The 23,760-nt window shown below is 67.1% G+C and carries 26 protein-coding genes and 1 tRNA gene; 9 read left to right on the forward strand and 18 right to left on the reverse strand.

Annotated features, from left to right (window positions below):
* Positions 1 to 9: 9 nt before the first annotated feature.
* The gene (locus OD997_RS03030) at positions 10 to 483 is read right to left on the reverse strand and encodes an NfeD family protein (RefSeq protein ID WP_434330296.1); all 474 of its coding nucleotides are present in this window, start codon (positions 481 to 483) and stop codon (positions 10 to 12) included.
* A 120-nt stretch (positions 484 to 603) separates the two neighbouring features.
* Here OD997_RS03030 and OD997_RS03035 point away from each other — a divergent pair, with 120 nt between their 5' ends.
* Positions 604 to 1,368, forward strand: coding sequence for an SDR family oxidoreductase (locus OD997_RS03035; RefSeq protein WP_434330297.1), 765 nt, complete (start codon positions 604 to 606; stop codon positions 1,366 to 1,368).
* 81 nt (positions 1,369 to 1,449) lie between these two features.
* Here the strand turns inward: OD997_RS03035 and OD997_RS03040 are convergent, their stop codons facing one another.
* A complete protein-coding gene (locus OD997_RS03040) occupies positions 1,450 to 2,049 on the reverse strand; it encodes an HdeD family acid-resistance protein (RefSeq protein WP_434330298.1) in 600 nt (199 codons plus the stop codon).
* 181 nt (positions 2,050 to 2,230) lie between these two features.
* Between OD997_RS03040 and OD997_RS03045 the strand changes: the two genes are divergently transcribed.
* The 3 genes from OD997_RS03045 to OD997_RS03055 are packed head-to-tail and all read left to right on the forward strand — an operon-like array spanning position 2,231 to position 5,419.
* Positions 2,231 to 2,629: a helix-turn-helix transcriptional regulator gene (locus tag OD997_RS03045; RefSeq protein ID WP_434332328.1), complete on the forward strand. Its 399-nt coding sequence runs from the start codon at positions 2,231 to 2,233 to the stop codon at positions 2,627 to 2,629.
* Between the two features lie 4 nt (positions 2,630 to 2,633).
* Complete coding sequence (locus OD997_RS03050; RefSeq protein WP_056307754.1) at positions 2,634 to 3,044, forward strand: VOC family protein; 411 nt, start codon at positions 2,634 to 2,636, stop codon at positions 3,042 to 3,044.
* Positions 3,045 to 3,070: 26 nt separating this feature from the next.
* Positions 3,071 to 5,419 carry an ATP-binding cassette domain-containing protein gene (locus OD997_RS03055; protein WP_434330299.1) on the forward strand — a complete coding sequence of 783 codons (2,349 nt, stop codon included), beginning with the start codon at positions 3,071 to 3,073 and terminating at the stop codon, positions 5,417 to 5,419.
* Between the two features lie 48 nt (positions 5,420 to 5,467).
* On the opposite strand, the gene OD997_RS03060 is transcribed toward OD997_RS03055, so the two are convergent.
* The 6 genes from OD997_RS03060 to OD997_RS03085 form a co-directional block, all read right to left on the reverse strand.
* Positions 5,468 to 6,313 (reverse strand): class I SAM-dependent methyltransferase, encoded by an 846-nt coding sequence (locus OD997_RS03060; RefSeq protein WP_434330300.1) that lies wholly within the window; start codon positions 6,311 to 6,313, stop codon positions 5,468 to 5,470.
* A gap of 120 nt (positions 6,314 to 6,433) precedes the next feature.
* Positions 6,434 to 7,006: a GNAT family N-acetyltransferase gene (locus OD997_RS03065; RefSeq protein WP_434330301.1), complete on the reverse strand. Its 573-nt coding sequence runs from the start codon at positions 7,004 to 7,006 to the stop codon at positions 6,434 to 6,436.
* A 35-nt stretch (positions 7,007 to 7,041) separates the two neighbouring features.
* A complete protein-coding gene (locus OD997_RS03070) occupies positions 7,042 to 7,536 on the reverse strand; it encodes an SRPBCC domain-containing protein (protein ID WP_434330302.1) in 495 nt (164 codons plus the stop codon).
* Positions 7,533 to 7,865, reverse strand: a complete 333-nt coding sequence (locus tag OD997_RS03075; protein WP_434330303.1) for an ArsR/SmtB family transcription factor — start codon at positions 7,863 to 7,865, stop codon at positions 7,533 to 7,535. Before OD997_RS03075 ends, OD997_RS03070 begins: the two co-directional genes overlap by 4 nt.
* Before the next feature lie 27 nt (positions 7,866 to 7,892).
* Positions 7,893 to 8,450 carry a GNAT family N-acetyltransferase gene (locus tag OD997_RS03080; RefSeq protein ID WP_434330304.1) on the reverse strand — a complete coding sequence of 186 codons (558 nt, stop codon included), beginning with the start codon at positions 8,448 to 8,450 and terminating at the stop codon, positions 7,893 to 7,895.
* A gap of 16 nt (positions 8,451 to 8,466) precedes the next feature.
* Positions 8,467 to 8,835 (reverse strand): VOC family protein, encoded by a 369-nt coding sequence (locus OD997_RS03085; protein WP_434330305.1) that lies wholly within the window; start codon positions 8,833 to 8,835, stop codon positions 8,467 to 8,469.
* Positions 8,836 to 8,930: 95 nt separating this feature from the next.
* On the opposite strand from OD997_RS03085, the gene OD997_RS03090 reads away from it, so the two are divergent.
* Together OD997_RS03090 and OD997_RS03095 are read left to right on the forward strand one after the other, a co-directional pair.
* A complete protein-coding gene (locus tag OD997_RS03090; protein ID WP_434330306.1) occupies positions 8,931 to 10,256 on the forward strand; it encodes an MFS transporter in 1,326 nt (441 codons plus the stop codon).
* 20 nt (positions 10,257 to 10,276) lie between these two features.
* On the forward strand, positions 10,277 to 10,702 hold the full coding sequence (locus OD997_RS03095; protein ID WP_434330307.1) for a GNAT family N-acetyltransferase: 426 nt from the start codon (positions 10,277 to 10,279) through the stop codon (positions 10,700 to 10,702).
* 12 nt (positions 10,703 to 10,714) lie between these two features.
* Here the strand turns inward: OD997_RS03095 and OD997_RS03100 are convergent, their stop codons facing one another.
* The 7 genes from OD997_RS03100 to polA form a co-directional block, all read right to left on the reverse strand.
* Positions 10,715 to 11,527: an arginase family protein gene (locus OD997_RS03100; RefSeq protein WP_434330308.1), complete on the reverse strand. Its 813-nt coding sequence runs from the start codon at positions 11,525 to 11,527 to the stop codon at positions 10,715 to 10,717.
* A 91-nt stretch (positions 11,528 to 11,618) separates the two neighbouring features.
* Positions 11,619 to 12,374, reverse strand: a complete 756-nt coding sequence (locus OD997_RS03105) for a formylglycine-generating enzyme family protein (RefSeq protein ID WP_434330309.1) — start codon at positions 12,372 to 12,374, stop codon at positions 11,619 to 11,621.
* The gene (locus OD997_RS03110; protein ID WP_434332329.1) at positions 12,371 to 13,120 is read right to left on the reverse strand and encodes an SGNH/GDSL hydrolase family protein; all 750 of its coding nucleotides are present in this window, start codon (positions 13,118 to 13,120) and stop codon (positions 12,371 to 12,373) included. Before OD997_RS03110 ends, OD997_RS03105 begins: the two co-directional genes overlap by 4 nt.
* Before the next feature lie 47 nt (positions 13,121 to 13,167).
* On the reverse strand, positions 13,168 to 14,520 hold the full coding sequence (locus tag OD997_RS03115) for an MFS transporter (RefSeq protein ID WP_434330310.1): 1,353 nt from the start codon (positions 14,518 to 14,520) through the stop codon (positions 13,168 to 13,170).
* 43 nt (positions 14,521 to 14,563) lie between these two features.
* Positions 14,564 to 15,598, reverse strand: coding sequence for an LLM class flavin-dependent oxidoreductase (locus OD997_RS03120; protein ID WP_434330311.1), 1,035 nt, complete (start codon positions 15,596 to 15,598; stop codon positions 14,564 to 14,566).
* Between the two features lie 53 nt (positions 15,599 to 15,651).
* A complete protein-coding gene (locus OD997_RS03125; protein ID WP_434330312.1) occupies positions 15,652 to 17,328 on the reverse strand; it encodes a DUF885 domain-containing protein in 1,677 nt (558 codons plus the stop codon).
* 61 nt (positions 17,329 to 17,389) lie between these two features.
* Positions 17,390 to 20,023 carry a DNA polymerase I gene (polA, locus tag OD997_RS03130; RefSeq protein ID WP_434330313.1) on the reverse strand — a complete coding sequence of 878 codons (2,634 nt, stop codon included), beginning with the start codon at positions 20,021 to 20,023 and terminating at the stop codon, positions 17,390 to 17,392.
* A gap of 45 nt (positions 20,024 to 20,068) precedes the next feature.
* On the opposite strand from polA, the gene OD997_RS03135 reads away from it, so the two are divergent.
* Positions 20,069 to 20,497, forward strand: a complete 429-nt coding sequence (locus OD997_RS03135) for a hotdog fold thioesterase (RefSeq protein ID WP_434330314.1) — start codon at positions 20,069 to 20,071, stop codon at positions 20,495 to 20,497.
* On the opposite strand, the gene OD997_RS03140 is transcribed toward OD997_RS03135, so the two are convergent.
* Both OD997_RS03140 and OD997_RS03145 read right to left on the reverse strand, forming a co-directional pair.
* A complete protein-coding gene (locus OD997_RS03140) occupies positions 20,472 to 21,035 on the reverse strand; it encodes a GNAT family N-acetyltransferase (protein WP_434330315.1) in 564 nt (187 codons plus the stop codon). The two genes, OD997_RS03135 and OD997_RS03140, sit on opposite strands and share 26 nt — an antisense overlap.
* A 3-nt stretch (positions 21,036 to 21,038) precedes the next feature.
* Positions 21,039 to 21,659, reverse strand: coding sequence for an ANTAR domain-containing response regulator (locus tag OD997_RS03145; RefSeq protein WP_042536652.1), 621 nt, complete (start codon positions 21,657 to 21,659; stop codon positions 21,039 to 21,041).
* Positions 21,660 to 21,759: 100 nt separating this feature from the next.
* On the opposite strand from OD997_RS03145, the gene OD997_RS03150 reads away from it, so the two are divergent.
* Positions 21,760 to 21,842 (forward strand) — tRNA-Leu (locus OD997_RS03150).
* A gap of 62 nt (positions 21,843 to 21,904) precedes the next feature.
* Here the strand turns inward: OD997_RS03150 and OD997_RS03155 are convergent.
* Positions 21,905 to 22,390 (reverse strand): hypothetical protein, encoded by a 486-nt coding sequence (locus tag OD997_RS03155; protein WP_434330316.1) that lies wholly within the window; start codon positions 22,388 to 22,390, stop codon positions 21,905 to 21,907.
* Positions 22,391 to 22,506: 116 nt separating this feature from the next.
* Between OD997_RS03155 and OD997_RS03160 the strand changes: the two genes are divergently transcribed.
* Positions 22,507 to 23,760, forward strand: a complete 1,254-nt coding sequence (locus OD997_RS03160; protein WP_311245118.1) for an alpha/beta fold hydrolase — start codon at positions 22,507 to 22,509, stop codon at positions 23,758 to 23,760.

Raw genomic sequence — 23,760 nt, forward strand, 5'->3', positions numbered from 1 at the left:
CTCTCCTACCTAGTCGTTGACGGGACGGACGATGGCGGTGGCTCCGTTGATCGCGGTGATCGCGACGGGGGAGCCCTGGGGAATGGCGACGACCGAACCCGATCGTGCGGTCCAGGTGTCGCCGTTGCTGAGCTTCACCTGGCCGGAGATCTGGGTGACGTCCTGCAGGGCGATGCCCCGGAGATCGAGCAGGGCGTCGACGTTCGACTTGGTGGGGTCTTCGCCGCGCCGCAGGCGCCGCAGCAGAGGAGGACGGAGGAAGAGGATGAAGGCCGCCGCGGCCACCGCCGCGATGATGACCTGCGCCCAGACCGGGAGGCCCATGAGATCCGTCACGAGTCCCACGGTGCTGCCGAAACTGAGCATGAGGAACGTGAAATCGAGCGTGAGCATCTCGATCACGAGGAACAGCGCGATGAGGACCAGCCAGCCGATCCACGCCCAGTTCTCGACCAGTTCTATGAAAACGGGGAAGTTGTCCATGCGGCCTCCTTTGCGGTCAACCTATCACGCGGTCTCGCCGTGCTTCGGGTGCCGCAGCGCCCGCTTGGTAGTCTGGAACGGCCGTGCGATCACGGCGATCCGCGCATTCAAGGAGTCACCGTGACCGACGTTCTTCCCGCAGGTTCTCTCGACGGCAAGGTAGCCCTTGTCACCGGCTCGTCCCGGGGTATCGGCGCCGACACGGTCCGCTACCTCGCCGAGGCCGGCGCGGACGTCGTCATCAACTTCAGGAACAAGGCGCCTCGTGCCGAGAAGCTCGCCACTCAGCTGCGCGAGCTCGGACGCCGCGTGCTCGTCGTCGGTGCCGATCTGACCGATCCGGCGTCGGTCGGCGAGATGTTCGACGCCGTCAAGGCCGAGTTCGGTCGTCTGGACGTGCTGGTGCTCAACGCCTCCGGTGGCATGGAGTCGGGGATGGCCGAGGACTACGCTCTCCTTCTGAACCGCGACGCGCAGCTCAGCGTTCTCGACGCGGCCACGCCTCTGCTCGGCGACGACGCGCGCGTGGTCTTCGTCACCAGCCACCAGGCGCATTTCATCCGCACGACGCCCACGATGCCGGAGTACGAGCCGGTGGCGCTGTCAAAGCGCGCGGGCGAGGATGCCCTCCGTGAGCGCATCCCCGGCCTCGCCGAGAAGGGGATCGGCTTCACCGTCGTCTCCGGCGACATGATCGAGGGCACCATCACCGCGACGCTGCTCGAGCGCGCGAACCCCGGTGCCATCGCGGAACGCCGCGAGTCGGCTGGCAAGCTCTACAACGTGTCGGAGTTCGCCGCCGAGGTCGCTCGCGCCGCGGTCGACGCCGTGCCGGCCGACAACACGCGTCTCGTGGGCGATGTGAGCGCATTCGCCGCCGAGTGATCTGCGTCACCCGCGACTGATCTGCATCAACGAGAAGGGGCCCCGTCCGAGTGGACGGGGCCCCTTCTCGTTGTGGAGGCGTCAGCGCACCGCGTCGGCCTCGACCGAGGCGACGAAGCCCTTCGCGTCCTTGCCGAGCGTGATCGCACGAACGATCTGCACGATGCCCAGAACGACGAGCGAGATGCCGAGCACCAGCCACAGCACGGCTGCGGCGTAGAGCGGCGAGAAGAGCACCACGATTCCGGCGACGATGCTGAGCAGCGCGTACAGGAGTGTCCAGACACGGGAGCCGTCCTGCCCGAGCAGCGACAGGGCGACCACGCCGTCGACGATCCAGCTGATGCCGATGAAGATCACGACGACGAGCGCGAGGGTCGCCGCGGCGACGCCCAGGTTCGCGAACGCGATGACACCGGCGACGATGTAGACAAGGCCGAGGACGATGTGTCCCACTCGGGCCCAGCCGCCCTTCGCGTGGGAGAAGATGCCCAGGCCGATATAGACGAGGCCGGCGACCACGAGATAGGACGCGAAGATGCCGGTGACGATGACCGCCGACTTGACCGGCCACACGAGCAGGATGATGCCCGCGATCAGCGCGATGACGCCGGAGATCGCGAGCACGACACGGATGGACTTGAACAATGACTTCGCTTCGGTACCGAGTGGATCAGACATGGTTGGGGACCCTTTCTGAGAAATCCCTGTGAGGGATGCTGCCAGAGTAGCGCTGTCCGAGCAGGAAGTGGGGGAGGGCAGTATCGATATGTCGCACGTCTTCACAGTTCGCCCCCGTGCGTCATGGCAAAATCTAGGCGTGACTCCTGACGATGACGCCCGGCTGCGTGAGCTCGTCGTCATGCGCAAGGTGCGCGACAGGATCGATCGCGAGTACGCGAAGCCGCTCGACGTCGAAGCCCTCGCTAAGGGCGTGCACATGAGTGCCGGTCATCTGAGCCGACGCTTCCGGGACGCGTACGGCGAATCTCCGTACTCGTACCTGATGACCCGTCGGATCGAACGGGCGATGGCGTTGCTGCGGCGAGGCGATCTCTCCGTGACCGAGGTGTGCTTCGAGGTCGGCAGCTCGTCGCTCGGCACCTTCAGCACGCGGTTCACCGAGCTCGTCGGTGTCTCACCCCGCGTGTACCGTGAACGCGCGAGCAACGTCGAAGGGATTCCGACCATCCATGCGAAGCACGTCATCAGACCGATCAGGAATCAAGAAGCACCGCGCACGGACGCACACCTAACCTGAACCCATGAACATCAGCATCCACTACGCATTCCTTCCGCACACGGACGCCGAGGCAGCCCTCGGCTTCTATCGTGACGCCCTCGGATTCGAGGTGCGCAACGACGTCGGCTACGACGGTCTCCGTTGGCTGACGGTCGGCCCTGAGGGCCAGCCGGGGACCTCGATCGTGCTGCACCCGCCGGCGACGGATCCGGGGATCACGGATGCCGAGCGGCAGACGATCCTCGAACTCATCGCGAAGGGCAGCTACACCGCACTGACGCTCGCGAGCGACGACCTCGACGGCCTGTTCGAGCGACTGGTCGCGCAGGGGGCCGATGTCGTGCAGGAACCCATGGACCAGCCGTACGGCGTGCGCGACTGCGCCTTCCGCGACCCCGCGGGCAATCTTCTCCGTATCAACCAGGCCGGCTGAGCAGGCCGAGAAACCCGAGGACGACCATGACACACGCTGCAGACGGCCACGACCTGATCCGCGTTCAGGGTGCCCGCGAGAACAACCTCAAAGAGGTCAGCGTCGACATCCCGAAGCGTCGGCTGACGGTGTTCACGGGCGTCTCGGGATCCGGCAAGAGCTCTCTCGTCTTCGACACGATCGCCGCCGAATCGAGGCGCATGATCGACGAGACCTACAGCGCTTTCGTGCAGGGATTCATGCCGTCAGTACCCCGGCCGGACGTCGACGTCCTCGAGGGGCTCACCACCTCGATCATCGTCGACCAGGAGCGCCTCGGGGCGAACCCTCGCTCGACCGTCGGCACGGTGACAGACGCGAACGCCATGCTGCGCATCCTCTTCAGCAAGCTGGGCCAGCCCTACATCGGCGGACCGACGGCGTTCTCGTTCAACATTCCCACTCAGAAGGCCAGCGGCGTGATGACGGGTCCGGGCGGCGAGAAGAAGATCGTCAAGGACGCGATCTACCTCGGCGGCATGTGCCCCAGATGCGAGGGCAGGGGAGCGGTCTCCGACCTCGACCTGGCTCAGATCGTCGACGAGTCGAAGTCGCTCGACGAGGGCGCGATCATGGTGCCCGGATACACGGCGGACGGGTGGATGGTGAAGGGCTTCTCGGCCTCCGGCTTCTACCCGGCCGACAAGCCGGTCGCCGAGTTCACCGAGAAGCAGCGGCAGCTGTTCCTGTACGGAGAGGTCACGAAGGTCAAGATCTCGGGCATCAACATGACCTATGAGGGCCTGATCCCGAAGATCACGAAGTCGATGCTCTCGAAGGATCTCGACGCGCTGCAGCCCCACATCCGCGCGTTCGTCGAACGCGTCGCGACCTTCGCGACCTGCCCTGAGTGCGACGGCACCCGACTCACCGAGGGCGCGCGCTCGTCGAAGATCGACGGGATCAGCATCGCCGACGCGTGCCGGATGCAGGTCACCGACCTCGCGGCGTGGGTGCGCGGCCTCGAGCTTCCCGGTGCTGCGCCGCTCCTCGAGGCGCTGAGCGCGAACCTCGATGCTTTCGTCACGCTCGGCCTCGGCTACCTGAGTCTCGAACGCCCGTCGGGCACGCTGTCCGGGGGAGAGGCGCAGCGCATCAAGATGCTTCGCCACCTCGGCTCCTCGCTGACGGATGTGACCTATGTCTTCGACGAGCCCACGATCGGGCTGCACCCGCACGACATCCAGCGCATGAACACCCTGCTGCTGCGGCTGCGCGACAAGGGGAACACGGTGCTCGTGGTCGAGCACAAGCCCGAGACCATCGCGATCGGCGACCACGTGGTCGACCTCGGCCCTGGCGCGGGAAGCGCGGGTGGCGAGATCTGCTTCGAGGGCACCGTCGAAGGGCTCAAGGCCAGCGGCACTCGCACGGGAAAGCACCTGGACGATCGAGCGGCCCTCAAGCCCGCCGTGCGCGCGAGCAACGGGGCGATCGAGGTGCGCGGCGCCACGGCGAACAACCTGCAGGATGTCGATGTCGACATCCCCACCGGGGTGCTCACCGTCGTCACCGGCGTCGCAGGTTCGGGCAAGAGCTCGCTCATCCACGGCTCGGTGTCGAAGCGCGACGGCGTCGTCGCGATCGACCAGGGAGCGATCAAGGGTTCACGCCGCAGCAACCCTGCCACATACACCGGTCTGCTCGAACCCATCCGCAAGGCGTTCGCGAAGGCCAACGGGGTCAAGCCCGCCCTCTTCAGCGCGAACTCCGAGGGCGCCTGCCCGACATGCAAGGGTGCGGGTGTCATCATCACCGAGCTCGGATTCATGGACACGATCGAGACGCCCTGTGAGGACTGCGGCGGCAAGCGCTTCCAGGCGGCTGTGCTCGAGTACAAGCTCGCGGACAAGGACATCACCCAGGTGCTGGATCTGCCGGTGTCGGAGGCACGGGTCTTCTTCTCTGAGGGCGATGCGAAGCTGCCGGCGGCGGCTGCCATTCTCGGGCGCCTCGAGGACGTCGGGCTCGGCTACCTCTCGCTCGGGCAGCCGCTGTCGACACTCTCCGGTGGTGAGCGTCAGCGGATCAAGCTGGCGATCCAGATGGGGGAGAAGGGCGACACCTACGTCCTCGACGAGCCGACCACTGGGCTTCACCTCGCCGACGTGCAGAACATCCTCGGGCTGCTCGACCGGCTCGTGGAATCGGGCAAGACCGTGATCGTCATCGAGCACCACCAGGCGGTGATGGCCCACGCCGACTGGATCATCGACATCGGGCCGGGAGCCGGGCACGACGGCGGGCGGGTCGTCTTCGAAGGAAGCCCTGCCGATCTCGTGGCGGCGAAGTCGACGGTGACGGGGGAGCACCTCGCCGCGTACGTCGGGGCCTAGTGCGGAGTTCACTCAGGAGACGTCGGAGCGGCGGTGATCGGCGGCGTATCAGTCCTTGCGCGCGACGATCGTGAAGGTGCACGGGATGAGGTTGCGCTCGGCCTCCGGCCAGGCGTAACCGCGTGGAACCTCGACCATTCTTGGGCTGAATCGCCAGGGCAGTGTGCGACCCTCGTCGAAATGGACGAGGCGGAGCCCGGCGTGCAGCAGCGCACCGAGTATCTCGGACAGCGGATGCGGCCACTCATAGGTCCGAGGATGCGCCACCGTCCCGTCGCCGGCATAGGTGGACTCGTCGTCCCACTGCTGCGCGCGGCCGTCGCCGAAGTACGAATAGCGAGTGGTGAGGCCATCCGCATCCTCGTCCAGAGCAAGCAGCGCCGGATGACCGTCTCTGATGAAGAAGGTCCCGCCCGGACGCAGCAGCGCGACGACCTGAGCAGCCCAGCGATCGAGATCCTGCAGCCAGCAGATCGTGCCGATGCTCGTGTACACGACGTCGAAGTCACCGGACACCGCGTTCCTGGCATCGAGGACATCGGTGTGGACCCAGGTCGCGGCGGCTCCGGTGCGGTCGGCGAGATCCGCCGCGGCCCGCAGTGCAGGCTCAGAGAAATCCACCCCGGTCACTCGGGCACCGGAACGTGCCAGAGAGATCGTGTCCGTGCCGATATGGCACTGCAGATGGCACAGGTCGAGTCCCGACAAGCTTCCGCCGGTCACGAAGCGACGGAGCACTGGCAGGTCGTCGCTGACGACGTCGCTGATGTGGTTCGGGTCATCGAACGCATCCAGGCCGTACGCCGCTTCATGCAGTGGCACGCGGTCGTCCCAGTTCTGCAGATTCGCGGTGCGTGCGGCTTCCCAGTCGATCTCGACGTTGCTTCCGTTCACGCGTCGAGCTTACCGACAGCCCCGATTGCTGTGATCGCAGTAAAGCCGATAATGCACATTATGTCAGCTCAAGTGAGAAGACACTTCCCCGAGCGCGGCCCAGCGGTGGCTTCCCGCAGATCACCAGGGGGTACCTCGAAGGTCGATGTCCCCTTCCGGCCACCGGGCCCGGCCCAGGTCAGAGCCGTCCGGCACGTCGGCGGCGAAGACGAGTATCGGTCCCGCAGCCGACGTCACCGTGACGTTCGCATCGATCATCGACACGTGGCGTTCCACGGCGTCCACCCGTGACCAACCGGTGCGCTCGTAGAACGGCACGACGTCTTCTCGGCAACCGAGATAGCCGAACTCGACGTGTGGGTCGTCACGCATCGCTCGCTGCGCGTGGCTCATCACTCGACGGCCGACCCCGTCAGAGCGCCAGTCCGGATGGACCAAGACTCCCCCGGTTCCCGCGACACGAATCTCGGTGGCACCTACACGTATCACGCGTCGCTGAAATCCGACGTGTGCGACGGCGGCGTCGTCGCGGAAGACGATGGTGTGCACATCTGCGGGTGAATACCCGTACGGGCGGTCAGGATCCCATTCCCCGTGCTCTGCCCGATACTCGGTGTCGAACAGGTCGCGCAGCGCCGTCGACTGCGCTTCGGACAGCATTGAGTGGTCGACGAGGACGACGTGCTCACTCATGCGCTCTGCGGGCTCTCCATTCATGTGGCGGGTGCTCACGACCCGGCGGGCATGCGCTCGGCGAGGTCGGCCAGTGCGGATGTCACGGAGCCCCAGCCTTCGAAGAAGCCGAGGTCCTCGTGCAGGTTCCGCGCGGCTGGATCTCCGTGCCGCACGATCACACGGTACATCGTGCCCTCGGGGTGGTCGTCGAGGATGATCTCCGCCGTCATCGAGACGGGTTCGGGCTTCGCCGGCCGCCAGGAGCTGTCGATCACATTGGTGAAGACGAGTCGCCGCTCGGGGTCCACGACCAGGAAGATCCCATCCGTATGCGGGCTGTACTCCCCCGCCCCCTCTCGCATGCTGGTGACGAAGCTGCCGCCGGGCTTTACGTCGAGGTGGTCGACGCGTGCCTGCATGGGGGCGGGAATCCACCACTGGGCAAGAAGGTCCGGGTCTGTCCACGCGCGCCACACTGCCGACGGCGACGCCCGGATCGTCCTCTCCAGGGTCAGGTCGAGTCGCGGGTCGAGGGCGGTATCGGTCATCGGGTCTCCTCCTGGTCGTTCACGAGGGCTTCGAGCCGGTCGGTCCGCTGATCCCACACCCGGCGCTGCTCTTTCAGCCAGTCCCCCACGATCGCGAGGCGGTCGTGATTCAGTGTGCAGGTGCGCACGCGTCCGCTCTTCGAGGTGCGGATGAGTCCGCTGTCCTCCAGGGTGCGAATGTGCTTCATGAAAGACGGAAGCGTGATCGCGAAAGGCTGGGCAAGCTCCCCCACGCTCGCGGGACCACTCCCGAGCGATCGGATGACCTCGCGCCGCGTCGGGTCGGCGAGCGCGAGGAAGACCTCGTTCGCCCCGTCATGGTTAGCCATGTGGAAAAGTATTACTCAGAAGGACGGTTAGCGCAAGGGCAAAGTATTCGCCGGCCTCACCATGCAGACGAGTCCCTCCCGGTCATCCCACGAATCGACACGTACGAATCCACGGGATTCGTACAGCCCGATCGCCGGACCTCGCCAGTCCCAGACGGACAGGCGGACGTTGTCAGAGGTCAGTGCCAGCGCCGCATCCAGCAAAGCGGATCCGAGTCCAACCCCTCGATGGTTCGGATCTGCCCAAAGGCGCGTGATCGCGGCCTCTCCCCCGTCGATCCTGATGATGACGACTCCGACAGGCTGCTGCTGAATCACGGCGAGCAGCGTCGTGCAGTCGGCGTAGGACGCGCGCGGATCCGCCGCCTCCCGCTCGTACCGTGGCGGCAACGCCCGCATCGGCGCCGGTGAAGGCACAACCGATTCGGCTCGACCGTGCTCGTGCTTCTCGGCCTCGGTCTGCAGGAGGTACGAGCGGACGAGCGCACCCACCGCATTCGTGTCGGACTCGTCCCACCGGGATTCCCGCACATGGATCGAGAGCCCGAGCTCCCCGGACGACGAGTGCGAAAGAGCTGAGTTCACAACCGCTGTTCTGCCCTCACTGCGCTGCCCACACTCCCAGCTCGTTGCCGCTCGGGTCCACGAAATGCAGTCGTCGACCGCCGGGGAAGTCGTACGGCCCCTGCGTCACTGCGCCACCCGCGTCTGTGATCGCCGTGTGCGTGGCGTCGAGGTCATCGGAGAAGAGCAGCACGAGCGGACCTCCCGCGGGACGAGCCTGGTCGGAGAGGAGCAGGCCACCCACCTCGGTTCCGTCGCCGGTCGGCGAGGCGATGCCCGCGTACGCGGGACCGTAGTCGACGAAGACCCATCCGAAGGTGTCGCCGTAGAAGCGCTTCGCGGTCTCGAGGTCGTTCACGACGAGCTCGACGTAGTCGATGGAGTGGTGCACGGGGTCAGGTGTCATGCGGCCACGCTAGCGACCGCATCCGACGTCCGGAAGGCGATGCCGCGGTGCGGCGCGCGACGGGATCGTCGCCGCACCAGGAGTAGCGTGGAAGGGTGCAACAGGTTCCCCGCTCCCCCGTGACCGACCCGGGGTGGAGGGCCTGGCTCATCTGGGGTGTGGGTGTCGCCGCCTATGTTCTCGCGATCACCAACCGCACCTCGCTGGGCGCCGTCGGAATCGAAGCGGCCGACCGGTTCCAGGCCGATGCCTCCACGCTCGCGCTGTTCGCCGTGGTGCAGCTCGCGGTCTACGGGGGCATGCAGATACCCATCGGGATCCTCCTCGACCGTTTCGGGTCACGCCCGATCATGACGGTCGGCATGCTGCTCATGGCGGCCGGTCAACTCACGATGGCACTCTCCCCCAGCATCGGGGTCGCGGTGTTCGCCCGCATCCTCCTCGGCGCAGGCGACGCAGCGATCTTCCCCGCAGTGCTGCGTCTCGTGGCCACCTGGTTCCCCGCCCAGCGGGGCCCGATCATGGTGCAGTTCACCGGAATCATCGGACAGGGTGGACAGCTCATCGCGCTCGTGCCGCTCGCCGCACTCCTGCACGCGACGACGTGGACGATCACGTTCGGGAGCATCGCAGGACTCGGCGTGCTGTTCACCATCCTCGTCGCACTCCTCATCCGCAACCACCCGGCCGAACGTGGGGCGGATGTCTCGGTCGACACCGACACGGGCGTGATCCGGGTCGTCACCTCCGCGATCGACACAGGCGTCGGCATCCGCGCGGCCTGGGCCCACCCGGGCACGCGACTCGCCTTCTGGTCTCACTTCACGACGCCTTTCGCCGGCACCGCCTTCATCCTGCTCTGGGGCATGCCGTTCCTCACAGCGGCTCAGGGGCTCGACACCGCCCACGCGGCCGGGATCATCTCGGTCTATGTGGTCGCGGGTATGGCGTTGGGGCCCATCATCGGCGACCTCTCGAGACGTCTTCCGAATCAGCGCTCGGTCGCGCTCGTGCTCCCCGCGGTCGGGGTGCAGCTGGTCGCCTGGGTCGCCGTCATCGCCATGCCGGAGCCTGCGCCGATCTGGCTTCTGTACGTGCTCGCGGTGGCTCTCGCCACGGGTGGACCCGCAAGCATGATCGCCTTCGACCACGCCCGCACGCACAACCCCTCGCACCGTCTGAGCACGGCGACAGGGGTGACCAATGCCGGCGGCTTCATCGCCGCGCTCATCGCGATCTGGCTGATCGGCCTCGCGCTCGACATCCAGGGTGCCGGGACGCCAGAGACCTACTCGTTCGAGGCTTTCCGCGTCGCGTTCCTGATGCCGATCCCGCTCTGGATCCTCGGCGTGACGTTCATCGTGATCGAGCGCAAGCGCACCCGCATCCGGATGGGCCTGGATCCCGACAAGAGACGCTGACAGCGTCTAGGCTCAAGCGCATGCCCGCAGCGTTCACATTCTCCAGCGACCCGTCTCTCATCGATCGGGACCTGGTGCACCACTGGCTCAGCGTCGAGTCCTACTGGGCGCAGGGGCGAACAAGAGAGACCCAGGATGCCGCGATCGATGCGTCGAGGAACTACTCGGTGCGCGATTCCGACGGCCAGCAGGTCGCCTACGCCCGTGTCGTCACCGACGGGGTGACGTTCGCGTGGCTGTGCGACGTGTTCGTGGATGAATCGTCTCGGGGCAAGGGGCTCGGGCGGATGATCGTAGAGGGCGTCATCCAGAACCTGCAGGACACGTCGACGGTGAAGCGTATCGTTCTCGCCACGAGCACCGCCGACGGCCTGTACGCGCAGTACGGTTTCGCCGAGTCTCCGGGACCGAACCGCTACATGATCAAACAGATGCCGCGCGACTGAGGCCGCTCAGCCTCAGAGCGCGAGGTGCTGGAAGGTCTCGAGGATGAGCTCGATGCTCATCCGCTCCGGGACCTCGGGGTCGCCGGCTTCGAACTCGGCGAGCTCCACTCCCCTCACGGAGTCGGTGGGCAGGGCCGCGAAGATCGCCGCGATCTGGTGCGGCAGCAGGCCTTCAGGCACGCGGTAGGCAGCCGGGATATAGCCGGGTTCGAGAACGTCCCAGTCCACGTGGATCCAGACGGGGCGGCCGGCGACGAGTTCCGTCACCCGCTCGGGCGTGCTCTCCGACGGGGCGAGCACTGTGACGCCTGCGGCGGCGAGCAGCTCGCCCTCTGCGACGTCGATGTCGCGACCTCCGACCACGATGACCTGTGCGGGATCGAGTCCTGCGCCGTGCCCGCTCTCCCACAGCCCACATGCCGCGGCGACCACCATGCCACCGAGGTAGCCGGAGTCGGTCGTCACCGGTGTGTTGAAGTCGCCGTGCGCGTCGATCCAGAGCACGACGGCATCCGGATGCCGTTCGGCGACCGTCGGGAGTGTACCGAGGCTTGCGGCGCACGTGTTGGTCGCGAGGAGAGGGATCGACCCGGCATCGAGTGCGTCCCGCACGGCGTCGCGCAGCCCGAGCAGCGTGCTCTCGGCCTGGGGCAGAGCGTCCGACCAGTCGTCTGTGACCGCCGGGGACGGCGATCCGATGACTTTCTGTTCCACACCGAGAAGGTCCGAGAGAGCGGCGCCGACACGACGGGCGCCGATGAGGGCGCCGTCCGTGCGGTCGGCCACCCGGCCCTGGGAGACGATGAGCGAGAATCGGGAGGTCATGCCTTCAGCTTTCCACCCGCACAGAGCCTCGGCAAAACAAGGTCGCACGCGCGCGTCGAGGTCGCGACGCGTTCAGCTCATCGCGGTCGAATCAGCGCCCTGGACGTCGCAACGGCGTCCAGCCGAACGGCACCGGTCCGTCGAACGCGGCCCGTTCACGGTCCGCGTTGTCAGACCATCCCTGTGCCTCACCCGGTGTGTCGAAGGCGCCGCGGGCCACGCGGAGTCCGACGTCCTCGTGATGCATACGCGGGGCTCCCCCGCGTCGCACCGACGCCCGGACGCTCCAGGAATCATCTGCGAATCCGCCTCCGCGAAACACTCGGTAGTCGTCGTAGCGGGCAGGATCCAGCAGGTCCCAACACCACTCCCACACGTTGCCGAGAGTGTCGAACAGCCCGTGGAGGTTGGGCAGCTTGCCTCCGACATCCTGCGGTGCCGACATCGCGTCTGCGCTCGTCCAGGCCGCGTCCGCCAGTGGAGCGTAGTGCGGCCCGGTCGAACCGGCTCTGCAGGCGTATTCCCATTCGGCCTCGGTGGGGAGTCTGTAGCCGTCGGCCGTGACGTCCCAGGAGACGTCCTCTCCGTCGAATCGATATACCGGATCGAGCCCTTCCCACTCCGATGCCGCGTTGCAGAAGTGCACCGCGCGCAGCCAGCTCAGATCCGCGGCCGGTCGGCGGGGGTGTCTCGAGGGGATCGGCAGCACTTCGGCGAGCTGCTCCTCGGTGATCGGGAACACGCCGATCTCGAAATCTTCGACGTCCACCGTGCGCTCGACCTTGCGCCGCGCGTCGTGCAGCGTCACAGTGCCTCCGCCGATGCGCCGCATCTCGATGTCGGTCATGTCTGAGGTGCCCGCTCCACCCAGTCCGGGTACTTCGCGGCTCGGCCGTCGCCGGAAGACGTGCGCATGACTCGGCGCTTCACCCAGGGGCCGACGAACTCCCGATAGTAGGCGATGCCGGCCGGACCGGCTGCGGTGAGCGACGTCGGCGACCACCACGTCGACGGCGGCTCGAAGCCCAATCCGTGCAGCACGCGCGCGGCGACCCGATGATGGCCGGCCGCGTTCATGTGCAGGCGGTCCTCCGACCAGTATTTCGCGCCGGCGAGCTCGCGATCCGGCCAGTTGAGCGCTCGCACCACGTCATCGCGCCCCTCGACCCTGCGCAGCACGGCATCGGACAGCTGGTCGCCGCGGCGCTGCACGAGCGACCCCATCGGCAGCTGACCGCTCGGATTCGCACCCGACAGCAGGATCAGCGTCACGCCTTCCTCGTCACACCGTCGGAGCACTCGGCTGAACGCGTCGGCGATGTGCTCGAGGTCGGTGCGCGGACGCAGCATGTCGTTGCCGCCGCCGTTGAAGGAGAGGTGCGTGGGCCGCAGCGCCAGTGCCGGCTCGAGCTGCTGCTCGACGATCGGCCAGGCGAGCTTTCCGCGGATCGCGAGGTTCGCATAGCTGATCGACTGCCCTGCGGCATCCGCCCAGCCCTGGGCGACCAGGTCTGCCCAGCCTCGCTCGCGGCCGTCCGGCAGCACATCACCCACTCCCTCGGTGAAGGAATCGCCGATGGCCACATAGCGCACGTCTGTCACCACGACAGCCTATTCCCGCCCGCCGACATGCGGCTTCATCAGCGGTCGTCGAGTGCAACTCCCCCGCGGTCGACCAGGCCCCACGACGCGGCGGCCGCGGCCACGAAACACGCACCGAACACCGCGAAGAGCACGGGCGCTCCCCCGGCGACGAGGATCACGGGGACGGCGAGCGGAGCAGCGATCGAGGCGAGGCGTCCCACGCCGGCGGCCCAGCCGGCGCCTGTGCCTCGGAGTGACGTCGGGTAGATCTCGGGCGTGACGGCGTAGAGAGCGCCCCATGCCCCGAGGTTGAAGAACGAGAGCGCCATGCCGGAGGCGATGATCGCGGCTTCTGTCGTCGACGTGCCGAAGAAGACCGCCGATACTGCGGAGCCGATCAGGAACACCGACAGGGTCGTGCGGCGCCCCCAGACTTCGATCAGCCAGGCTGCGACGGCGTATCCGGGCAGCTGCGCGAGTGTGATGATCAACGTGAAGCCGAACGAGCGGACGAGATCGAACCCCGCGTCCACGAGGATGCTGGGGATCCATATGAACGCGCCGTAGTAGGCGAAGTTCACGCAGAGCCAGACGATCCACAGGCACAGCGTGCGGACGCGGAACTCGGCGTTCCAGAGGGTCGTGAGCCGTGCCCTGGTGGTGATGGCGATCGCGCGTGACACCGGCTCACGTCTGATGGCGGGCCCCGGTTCCACGCCGGCATCTGCCTCGAAGGTCGAGACGATCCGGTCGGCCTCGGCGATGCGCCCGCGGGATGCGAGCCACCGGGGCGATTCCGGGAGACCCCACCGCACGATCAGCGCGTAGACGGCGGGGATCGCGCCGAGAGCGAAGGCCCAGCGCCATCCGTCGTCGGATGCGGGGATCACGAAGAAGCCGATGAGAGCGGCAGCCGTCCAACCCAGTGCCCAGAATGCCTCGAGGATCACGATGAGGCGGCCGCGGATCCGGGCGGGAGCGAACTCGCTCACATACGTCGAGGCCACGGGAAGCTCGGCGCCGAGACCGAGGCCGACGAGGAACCGCAGCACCAGCAGTGCGGCCAATCCGCCGACGAGGGCGCTCGCCCCCGTGGCGACCCCGTAGATGAGGAGCGTGAGCGCGAAGACCTGGCGTCGCCCCAGCCGGTCGGCGAGGAGGCCGCCGAGGGTCGCACCGAGCGCCATGCCGATGAATCCGACGGAGGCGATCCACCCTGCATCCGTCTTCGTGAGACCCCACTGCTGCGTGAGGGCCGCGAGGATGAACGAGATGAGGCCGACATCCATCGCATCGAGCGCCCAGCCGACTCCGGAGCCCGTCAGGAGTCGCAGATGGCGACGCGTGAAGGGGAGGTCGTCGAGACGCCCGGCGATCGATGCCCGGCTCGGCAGCGCGGTGTTTGCCATGCCTACATCGTAGGGGCGCGCACCGCGCTGCCGAGCCCGCGGGTCAGTCGCGGTCTGCGAGCAACCTGCGCACGCGCGGGATGACCTCGGAGCCGTAGAGCTCCACGCTACGCATCATCGCCTCGTGCGACAGAGTGCCGGTGGCGTACTTCATGTCGAAGCGGCCGAGTCCCAGCGTCGTGACCGTGTCGGCGATCTTCGCGGCGACGCGATCGGGCGAGCCGACGTAGAGCGCGCCGGCCGGTCCGATGTCGTTCTGGAACCGCGCGCGGCTGTACGGAGGCCACCCGCGCTCGCGACCGATGGTGTTGTTCATCGCCTCGAAACCGGAGTACGCGGCCTCCCACGCCTCATCGTCGGTGTCGGCGATGTGGCCAGGCGAGTGCACGGCGATCGGGTGCGAGGTCGTGTCGAACGATGCCACCGACCGGTGGTAGAGGTCGACGAACTGACGGAATCGACCCGCGGGTCCTCCGATGATTGCGAGCATCAGACCGAGCCCGTGCCTGGCGACGCGCACGACCGACTCGGGGCTGCCGCCCACGCCGACCCAGGTGCGCAGGCCCTTCTCGCTTTTGGGGAAGACGTTCGCATTCTCGAGCGCGGCGCGCATGGTCCCCGACCAGGTCACGGGCTCTTCCTTGAGCAGCTCGACGAACAGCTCGAGCTTCTGCTCGAACAGCGCGTCGTAGTCGCGGAGGTCGTAGCCGAACAGGGGGAACGACTCGATGAACGATCCACGGCCGAGGACGACCTCGGCGCGACCGTTCGAGAGTGCGTCGAGGGTCGAGAACCGTTCGAACACGCGCACCGGGTCATCCGACGACAGCACGGTCACGGCGGTTCCGAGACGGATGTCCTTCGTGCGCCCGGCGATGGTGGCCAGAACCATCTCGGGAGCCGAGACGGCGAACTCGGTGCGGTGGTGCTCCCCCACTCCGAAGAAGTCGACACCGACGCTGTCGGCCCGCTCCGCCTGCTCGACGATGTTGCGGATCGTCTGCGCTCCTGTGAGGAGCTCGCCGTCGGCGCCCCTCGTGATGTCGCCGAAGGTGTCCAGCCCGAACTCGATGCTCATGTCAGCCCTTTCTATTCAACTGAATGAACACAGGCCGGGCTGGACGCATTCCCTCACCGTGCGAGAAGAGCTGTCCGAAGCGTGTCAAGGCCGACCCCGCCCATGTCGAGGGCGCGCTTGTGGAACTCCTTGACGTCGAAGTCGGCTCCGCGTTCCGCCTGGTAGGCGTCGCGCACCTGCTCCCAGATGCGCTGACCGACCTTGTACGACGGCGCTTGCCCTGGCCACCCCAGGTAGCGGTTGACCTCGAACTGCACGAACTGGTCGGACATGTTCACGTTCTTGCGCATGAAGTCGAGTGCGTAGTCCGCATCCCAGATGCCTTCGCCTTCGAGACGGGGCTTGCCGAGGTGCACCCCGATGTCCAGCACCACGCGAGCCGCGCGCATGCGCTGACCGTCGAGCATGCCGAGTCGATCGGCTGGGTCGTCGAGGTAGCCGAGCTGCTGCATGAGACGCTCCGCGTAGAGGGCCCAGCCCTCGGCATGGCCCGACGTGCCGGCGAGCAGGCGCCGCCATGAGTTGAGTTCAGCCCGGTTGTAGACCGCCTGGGCGATCTGCAGGTGATGTCCCGGAACGCCCTCGTGGTAGACGGTCGTGAGCTCGCGCCACGTGTCGAACTCGGTGACACCCTCCGGGACGGACCACCACATGCGCCCGGGGCGCGAGAAGTCGTCTGTCGGGCCCGTGTAGTAGATGCCACCCTCCTGGGTGGGGGCGATCATGCACTCGAGCGTGCGGATCGCTTCGGGAATGTCGAAGTGCGTGGCTCCGAGCTCGGCGACCGCTCGGTCGCTTGTCTCCTGCATCCAGCGCTGCAGCGCCTCTGTGCCGACGAGCTTGCGGGCCGGATCTGCCTCGAGGTGGGCGACGGCCTCCTCGACCGTGGACCCGGGAAGGATCTCGTTCGCGATCGCGGTCTGTTCCGCGACCATGCGCGCGAGTTCCTCGCGTCCCCACTCGTAGGTCTCGTCGAGATCGATCGTCGCGCCGAGGAAGCGGCGCGAGTTCAGGGCGTAGAGCTCGCGGCCCACGGCGTCGACCTCGGTCGCGGCAGGAGCCAGCTCCTCTGCGAGGAAGCTCCGCAGCTCGTCGTAGGCCACGCGTGCCTCCGCCGAGTTGTCGGCCAGGGTGCGGGCGAGGGATGCCGGGAGGTTGCCCTCCTGGGGAGCGGCGTCCGCGACGAAGGCGGCGAAGAATCCGTCATCGGCCGTGTAGCGATCGATCTGAGTGGCGACCTCGACGACCTGACGACGCGCGGGCGTGACGCCGGCGGCGATACCGGCTCGCAGCGTCTCGGTGTAGCCGCGGAGCGCATCGGGCACCGCAGCGAGTCGCGTGGCGATGACCGACCAGTCGTCTGCGGTCGCGGTGGGCATCAGGTCGAACGCCGAGCGGACGTCCTGCGCCGCCGAGGCGATCACATTGAGGTCTCGCAGGTGCCACTTCGCGTCGTGCAGCTCGAGATCGAGGCCGAGCTCAGCCGAGAGGTCGGTCTTGGTCACCTCGTCGATCGCGTCGACCGGCTCGAGGGCGTCGAGCTTCGCGAGCGTTGCACGGGTGGCCGACGCGATCTCCTCGTGACCGGCGGGGCTCAGGTCGCCGAACCGGTCGTTGACCTCGTCCCGACCGATGTAGGTGCCGAGCGTCGGGGCGAGCACCGCGATGGTGTCGACCCACTCATCGGCGACTTTGTCGATGGCAGACGGGGTGCGGGGTGATGAGGTCATCCCTCCAGCGTAGCCCCGCACCCTCGACGCAGGATATCGGTCTGGTGCGCGTGCCCGAGGGTCAGTGCGCGGCCTCGTTCCAGTCGTGTCCTCGTCCGACCTGCACGTCGAGTGGCACCGTGAGATCGGCCGCATCGCCCATGCGGGCGCGGACGATCCGCTCGGTCGCATCCCACTCCCCCGGAGCCACTTCGACCACGAGCTCGTCGTGGATCTGCAGAAGGGCGCGCGAGCTGAGGCCCTCGGTGCGCAGATCCTCGTGGATGTGCAGGAGGGCGATCTTCATGATGTCCGCGGCGCTTCCCTGAATGGGAGCGTTGAGCGCTGCTCGCTCGGCGTTCTCCCGCAGCACGCGGTTCGGGCTCGCGAGGTCGGGGAACGGACGGCGGCGTCCGAAGATCGTCTCGGTGTACCCGACCTCCTTGGCCCTCATCACCGACGCACGGAGATAGTCGCGCACCGCACCGAACCGCGCGAAGTACTCGACCATCAGCTGCTTCGCCTCGGACTGCTCGATGCGGAGCTGCTTCGACAGGCCGAACGCCGACAGGCCGTAGACGAGCCCGTACGACATCGCCTTGACCTTGGTGCGCATGGCCGCGGTCACATCGCCCGGCTCTACACCGAACACGCGCGCCCCGACGAACCGGTGCAGGTCCTCGCCGCTGTTGAACGCCTCGATGAGGCCCTCGTCTCCGGAGAGGTGCGCCATGATGCGCATCTCGATCTGCGAGTAGTCCGCGGTGAGCAGTGACTCGTAGCCTTCCCCGACCTGGAACGCACTGCGGATGCGGCGCGATTCCTCCGTGCGCACAGGGATGTTCTGGAGGTTCGGATCGGTGCTCGAGAGCCGGCCGGTCTGACTACCCGTCTGCACGTAGGTGGTGTGCACTCGGTCGTCGTCCCCGATCGCCGTGTCGAGCGACTCGATGATCTGCCGCAGCTTCGTGGCCTCGCGGTGCTGGAGCAGGAGTCCGAGGAACGGATGCGGGTGCGACTCCTGCAGATCGGCCAGCACCGCGGCATCCGTCGAGTACCCCGTCTTCGTCTTGCGGGTCTTCGGAAGCTGCAGGTCGTCGAAGAGCACCTCCTGCAGCTGCTTCGGCGAGCCGAGATTGAACTCGCGGCCGACGATTCCGAACGCCTCCTGCGCGAGCCCCTCGGCGCGCGTGGCGAGTTCGCCCGAGAACGTCGAGAGCACCTCGTGCGACACGGCGACGCCGGCCACCTCCATGTCGGCGAGAGTCAGCAGCGTGGGAAGCTCGATGTCGGTCAGGACGGCGGCCACCGACTCGGGGATGTCCTCGCGCAGCGCAGTGGCGACGCGCAGGGCGAACCAGGCCTCCTGCGAGGGAGTGGCGCCTTCTGTCTCGGGGACCAGCTGAGACGGATCCGCCTCGGGGAGCTTCTCGCCGAGGTACCTCTCGACGAGGTCGCCGAGAGTCTTGTCGGGGAAGCTCGGGCGCAGCAGCCAGCCGGCGAGGCTGGTGTCGTACGCGAGTCCGTGCACGCGGACGCCCTTTCGCAGCAGCGCCTTGACCTGGGGCTTCGCGTCGTGGAGCACCTTGGGGCTCGTCGACTCGAACCACGGGCTCAGCACCTCGACGGCGTCATCGGTCCAGTCGAGTTCGCGGAGCTCCTTCTCCGTCGCAGCACCGATGCGGGTGGGTGCCCCGCCCTGCACCAGGATCCGCACCGCGACATCGCCTGTCTGGGCGTCCGCCCAGGTGACGAACTCGGCAGGCGTGACCTGAACGGGCTCCGGCAGTACGACTGCCGCGGCCGGATCGTCGGCGACCTCGCCGGCTCCGACGGCCTCGAAGACGCGTGGCAGGAGCGTGCGGAACTCGAGACGGGCGAAGATGTCGCGGACTGCCTGAGCGTCGATAGGCGCCACCGCGAGGTCGTCGGGAGCGACGGGGAGCTCGACATCCGTCAGCAGTCGGTTGAGTCGACGGTTGCGCCGGACGTCCTCGATATGGTCGCGGAGGTTTCCTCCCACCACGCCCTTGATCTCCTCGGCTCGCTCGAGCAGATCGTCGAGAGACCCGAACTGCGTGAGCCACTTGACGGCGGTCTTCTCGCCGACCTTGGGCACACCGGGCAGGTTGTCGCTGGTCTCGCCCACCAGGGCGGCGATGTCGGGGTACTGCTCGGGCCGTACTCCGTAGCGCTCCTGCACGGTAGCCGGGTCATAGCGCTTGAGCTGCGAGACTCCCTGCACCGAGGGGTAGAGCAGCGTCACGTCATCGGTGACGAGCTGGATCGTGTCTCGGTCTCCGGAGACGACGAGGACGTCGTATCCCTGCTCAGCGCCCTGGGTCGACAGGGTGGCAAGGATGTCGTCGGCCTCGAAGCCCTCTTTCGTGAGCACCGGTATCGACATCGCGGCGAGGCAGTCCTGCAGCAGCGGGATCTGGCCGCGGAATTCCTGGGGCGACTCGGACCGGGTCGCCTTGTACTCGGGATACTGGTCGGTGCGGAACGAATGACGCGAGGTGTCGAATGCGATCGCCATATGCGTGGGCTGCTCGGCCTTGATGAGGTTCACCAGCATCGACAGGAAGCCGTAGATGGCGTTCGTGTGCTGGTTGTCCTTGGTCGTGAAGTTCTCGACCGGAAGGGCGAAGAAGGCACGGTAGGCGAGCGAATGGCCGTCGACGACCATGAGGGTAGGCTTTGCGGAGTCCGTCACCCTGTCAGCCTAACGAGGACGACAGACACCCGCTGAGGAGGATCCATGACCGAGACCGCGACGAGCGCAGGACTCGACTGGGCGACAGCCCGTGGGATGGGCGCACTCGCCCAGAAGATGGGCATGGAGTTCCTCGAGTTCACCACCGAGCGCTGCGTCGCGACGCTCCCGGTCGAGGGCAACACGCAGCCCGTCGGCCTCATGCACGGCGGTGCCTACGTGGTGCTCGGAGAGTCGCTCGGCTCGATGGCGGCGAACCTGCACGCGGGCCCCGGCCGTCTCGCGGTGGGCGTCGACATCAACGCCACTCACACGCGCTCGGCCACGTCGGGCGTCGTGACGGGGGTGTGCACGCCGGTGCACCTCGGACGCAGCATCACGGTGCACGAGATCGTCGTCTCCGACGATCAGGGACGTCGGTGCTCGACGATCCGCATCACCAACATGATCAAGGACGTTCCCGAGGCACGCTGACCGGCTCATCGAGCAGCAGCTGGAACAGCAGGTGGTCCTGCCACTCCCCCGCGATCCGCAGATACTGCGGCGCGATGCCGATGCGCTCGAAGCCGGCCTGAGTCAGAACATGCTGTGATCCGATGTTGTGCAGCAGAGTCGCCGCCTGCAGCCTGTGCAGTCGCACTTCGTCCCGTGCGTACTCGGCGACGTGACGAACACCTGCGGATGCGAGACCACGACGAAGTCGCGTCCTGTCGATCCAATAGCCCAGATCCGCGCTCCAGAACGCGCCGCGGACGATGTTGTTGATGTTGATCCGTCCACGGATCTCGCCGTCGGAAGACTCGATCACGAACCGGATGTTCCGACCGGCGTCGGCCTCGATCACGCACTGCTCGGCGTGGAACTCCTGCCATTCCGGCGTGAAGAACTCCGGCTCCCTGAGCGGTTCCCAGGGTGCGAGATGCTCATGATTGGCGGAGTATGCCCGCGCCAGCGCAGAGCCGTCGCCGGTCTTGACCGGCCGCAGAACGTGCTCCGCGTCGAGCGGAAACACGGACTACTTCTTAGGCGCGAGCTGCTCGATGATCGCCTTCGCGACGTCCTGCATCGTGAGACGGCGATCCATCGACGCCTTCTGGATCCAGCGGAACGCCTCGGGCTCAGAAAGGCCCATCTTCTCGTTGAGCAGACCCTTCGCCCGGTCGACGAGCTTGCGGGTCTCGAAGCGCTCGACCATGTCGGCGACCTCGGCCTCGAGCGTGATGATCTGCTCGTGGCGTGCGAGAGCGATCTCGATCGCCGGCAGCAGGTCGTTCGGGGTGAAGGGTTTGACGACGTAAGCCAGTGCTCCGGCCTCGCTCGCGCGCTCCACGAGCTCTTTCTGGCTGAAGGCCGTGAGGAGAACGACGGGGGCGATGTTGCCCTTGTGCAGCTTCTCGGCGGCGCTGATGCCATCGAGCTGCGGCATCTTGACATCCATGATGACGAGGTCGGGGCGCAGCTCGGTCGCGAGCGCGACGGCGGTCTCACCGTCACCGGCCTCTCCGACCACATCGAAGCCGTTGTCGCGGAGGATCTCGACGATGTCGAGACGGATCAGCGACTCGTCCTCGGCGACGACGACGCGTCGGGGTGCGGATGACGTGGGCTGCTCAGCTGCCTGTTCTTGCTCGGTCACAGATCCATCCTAGTGGAGTCGGTCTCCGAGGTCCCGATGGGCGCGGCGCGCGCCCGTGATCGTGCGCGCTCTGCGCTACAGTCGAAGACGCGATACACGAGCCGGCGTGGCGGAATGGCAGACGCGGAGCACTCAAAATGCTTTGTCCGAAAGGGCGTGTGGGTTCGAGTCCCACCGCCGGCACATACAACGTGATCGAACCGGGTGCGGTGCCGGATGCCCGGCTGAGCCGACTCCGGTCGAGATCACTCCCCCGGAGCGGACCCGACCCGGACCCAGATCTCTCCGTCGATCAGCAGATACCGGTCCAGCGAAGGACGCATGGCACGGAGCAGTTCGCGCTCCGCGGCTGCAGGGCTGTCAGCTTGAAGCATGCCGATGGGGACGAGGCTCTGGATCAGAGCGTCGAGGTTCTCGTCCGACGCCTCGACCGCAGCGCCGTCCACCAGCACTGGTCCGTACGCGCGACCGCCGTGGATCCGCTCGCCGCCCGTTCCGAGGACCGTATCCGCCCCGCGTGTCTGCGCGACGTAGGTCGGCACGCACGCGAACGCATCGCACGAGCGGAACCTTCGCTTGAGCCGATAGCGGACTCCGATGCTCCCCGGCTTCATCGGCGGCAGCGGCTCGTCCGCCGAGTCGGCGGATGTCCCCGAGAGAGCTCCCCCGGGCGCGCTGAGGAGGAGCGGGGCGCCGTCGAGGCGTTCGCGCGTGTCGGGTTCGAAGGTCACGTCATCCATAGGTGGGGCGAAGACGTGTCGGCCACGGCAGCACCTCGACCAGAGTAGCCGTCCTGCCGTCGGTCGTGCATCTGTCGCGCGCCGGAGCGATGCGCTAGACAGATCCCATGCACTCGCGCCGATCCGCCGACATCTGGTACCGCACCAGAGCTCGGCGCCGTGGGTTCCTCATCGTTCTGCTGGTCGTCGCGCTGATCGCCGGTGTCTTCGCCGTCGATGCCGTCCGGCGACACGTCGAGGGCGAGGCCGATCTGCAGACCGACCCTGCCTTCTACACCGTTCCGGATCCGCTTCCTGCAGGCGACCCAGGAGAGATCATCCGCGTCGAGGCGATCGCCAGCGCTCCCCTCGGGTCGACCGCCTGGCGCGTGATCTATCACTCGCGTGACGTCTCCGGAACGGACATCCCGGTCTCCGCGGTCGTGATCATCCCCGATACGCCGGCTCCTGCGCAAGGACGGACCGTCGTCTCCTGGGGGCACCCCACGACGGGTGCCGCGCAGAAGTGCGCGCCATCGCTCGGCGTCGATCCGTTCCAACTGATCGAAGGCGTCCACGAGCTCCTTCTCGAGGGATACGCCGTGGTCGCCACCGACTATCCAGGGCTCGGTGTGCAGGGGGCTTCGTCGTATCTGCTCGGCATCCCCGAGTCGAACAGCGTCCTCGATGCGGTGCGCGCGGCACGGGCGATCAAGGACGCACAGATCGGCGAGCGGTTCCTGCTCTGGGGACACTCGCAGGGTGGGCAGGCGGTGCTCTTCGCCGCCGAGCGCGCCGAAGAGTACGCTCCCGAGCTGACCCTTCTCGGGGTGGCAGTCGCCGCTCCCGCCGCTGACCTCACCGAGCTGATGAGCGACGACATCGTGGACGTCTCCGGCGTCACGATCGCCTCCTACGCGATCCCGGCCTACGAGGCGGCGTACGCGGACAGGTACTCCGCCGATGAGCTCGCGGGCATTCTCACACCCGCGGGTATCGCGGCCACCCCCGACATGGCGGCGCTCTGCCTGCTCTCCGAGAACAAGGAGATCCACGCGATAGCCGACCCGCTCATCGGGGGCTACGTGACGAGCGACCCGTCTACAACCGAACCCTGGAAGACTCTGCTGACGGAGAACAGCGCGGGCTCGACACCCATCACGGTTCCCGTGTTCGTCGGACAGGGGCTGGCAGACGAACTCGTGAAGCCGGCAGCCACCGAGGACTACGTGACGCTCCTCTGCTCGCAGGGGGTCGATGTCAGCTCCCATCGGTATCCGGACGTCGATCACGGTCTCGCCGCGTACGCGGCGTTGCCCGAGATGCTGATCTGGCTCTCCGGCGTGACGTCGGGCGCCGCTCCGACGAGCGACTGCCCCTAG

The organism is Microbacterium sp. CGR1 (assembly GCF_051062835.1).
Taxonomy (GTDB): Bacteria; Actinomycetota; Actinomycetes; order Actinomycetales; family Microbacteriaceae; genus Microbacterium.

Excerpts from the sequence above, each read along its gene's own strand:
- OD997_RS03115 (WP_434330310.1), bottom strand. The coding sequence starts at position 14,520 with ATGGCAAACACCGCGCTGCCGAGCCGGGCATCGATCGCCGGGCGTCTC.
- OD997_RS03045 (WP_434332328.1), top strand. The coding sequence starts at position 2,231 with ATGCGCAAGGTGCGCGACAGGATCGATCGCGAGTACGCGAAGCCGCTC.
- OD997_RS03105 (WP_434330309.1), bottom strand. The coding sequence starts at position 12,374 with ATGACCGACATCGAGATGCGGCGCATCGGCGGAGGCACTGTGACGCTG.
- OD997_RS03125 (WP_434330312.1), bottom strand. The coding sequence starts at position 17,328 with ATGACCTCATCACCCCGCACCCCGTCTGCCATCGACAAAGTCGCCGAT.
- OD997_RS03065 (WP_434330301.1), bottom strand. The coding sequence starts at position 7,006 with ATGAGTGAGCACGTCGTCCTCGTCGACCACTCAATGCTGTCCGAAGCG.
- OD997_RS03085 (WP_434330305.1), bottom strand. The coding sequence starts at position 8,835 with ATGACACCTGACCCCGTGCACCACTCCATCGACTACGTCGAGCTCGTC.
- OD997_RS03050 (WP_056307754.1), top strand. The coding sequence starts at position 2,634 with ATGAACATCAGCATCCACTACGCATTCCTTCCGCACACGGACGCCGAG.
- OD997_RS03070 (WP_434330302.1), bottom strand. The coding sequence starts at position 7,536 with ATGACCGATACCGCCCTCGACCCGCGACTCGACCTGACCCTGGAGAGG.
- OD997_RS03095 (WP_434330307.1), top strand. The coding sequence starts at position 10,277 with ATGCCCGCAGCGTTCACATTCTCCAGCGACCCGTCTCTCATCGATCGG.
- OD997_RS03040 (WP_434330298.1), bottom strand. The coding sequence starts at position 2,049 with ATGTCTGATCCACTCGGTACCGAAGCGAAGTCATTGTTCAAGTCCATC.
- OD997_RS03075 (WP_434330303.1), bottom strand. The coding sequence starts at position 7,865 with ATGGCTAACCATGACGGGGCGAACGAGGTCTTCCTCGCGCTCGCCGAC.
- OD997_RS03055 (WP_434330299.1), top strand. The coding sequence starts at position 3,071 with ATGACACACGCTGCAGACGGCCACGACCTGATCCGCGTTCAGGGTGCC.
- OD997_RS03100 (WP_434330308.1), bottom strand. The coding sequence starts at position 11,527 with ATGACCTCCCGATTCTCGCTCATCGTCTCCCAGGGCCGGGTGGCCGAC.
- OD997_RS03120 (WP_434330311.1), bottom strand. The coding sequence starts at position 15,598 with ATGAGCATCGAGTTCGGGCTGGACACCTTCGGCGACATCACGAGGGGC.
- OD997_RS03160 (WP_311245118.1), top strand. The coding sequence starts at position 22,507 with ATGCACTCGCGCCGATCCGCCGACATCTGGTACCGCACCAGAGCTCGG.
- OD997_RS03135 (WP_434330314.1), top strand. The coding sequence starts at position 20,069 with ATGACCGAGACCGCGACGAGCGCAGGACTCGACTGGGCGACAGCCCGT.
- OD997_RS03030 (WP_434330296.1), bottom strand. The coding sequence starts at position 483 with ATGGACAACTTCCCCGTTTTCATAGAACTGGTCGAGAACTGGGCGTGG.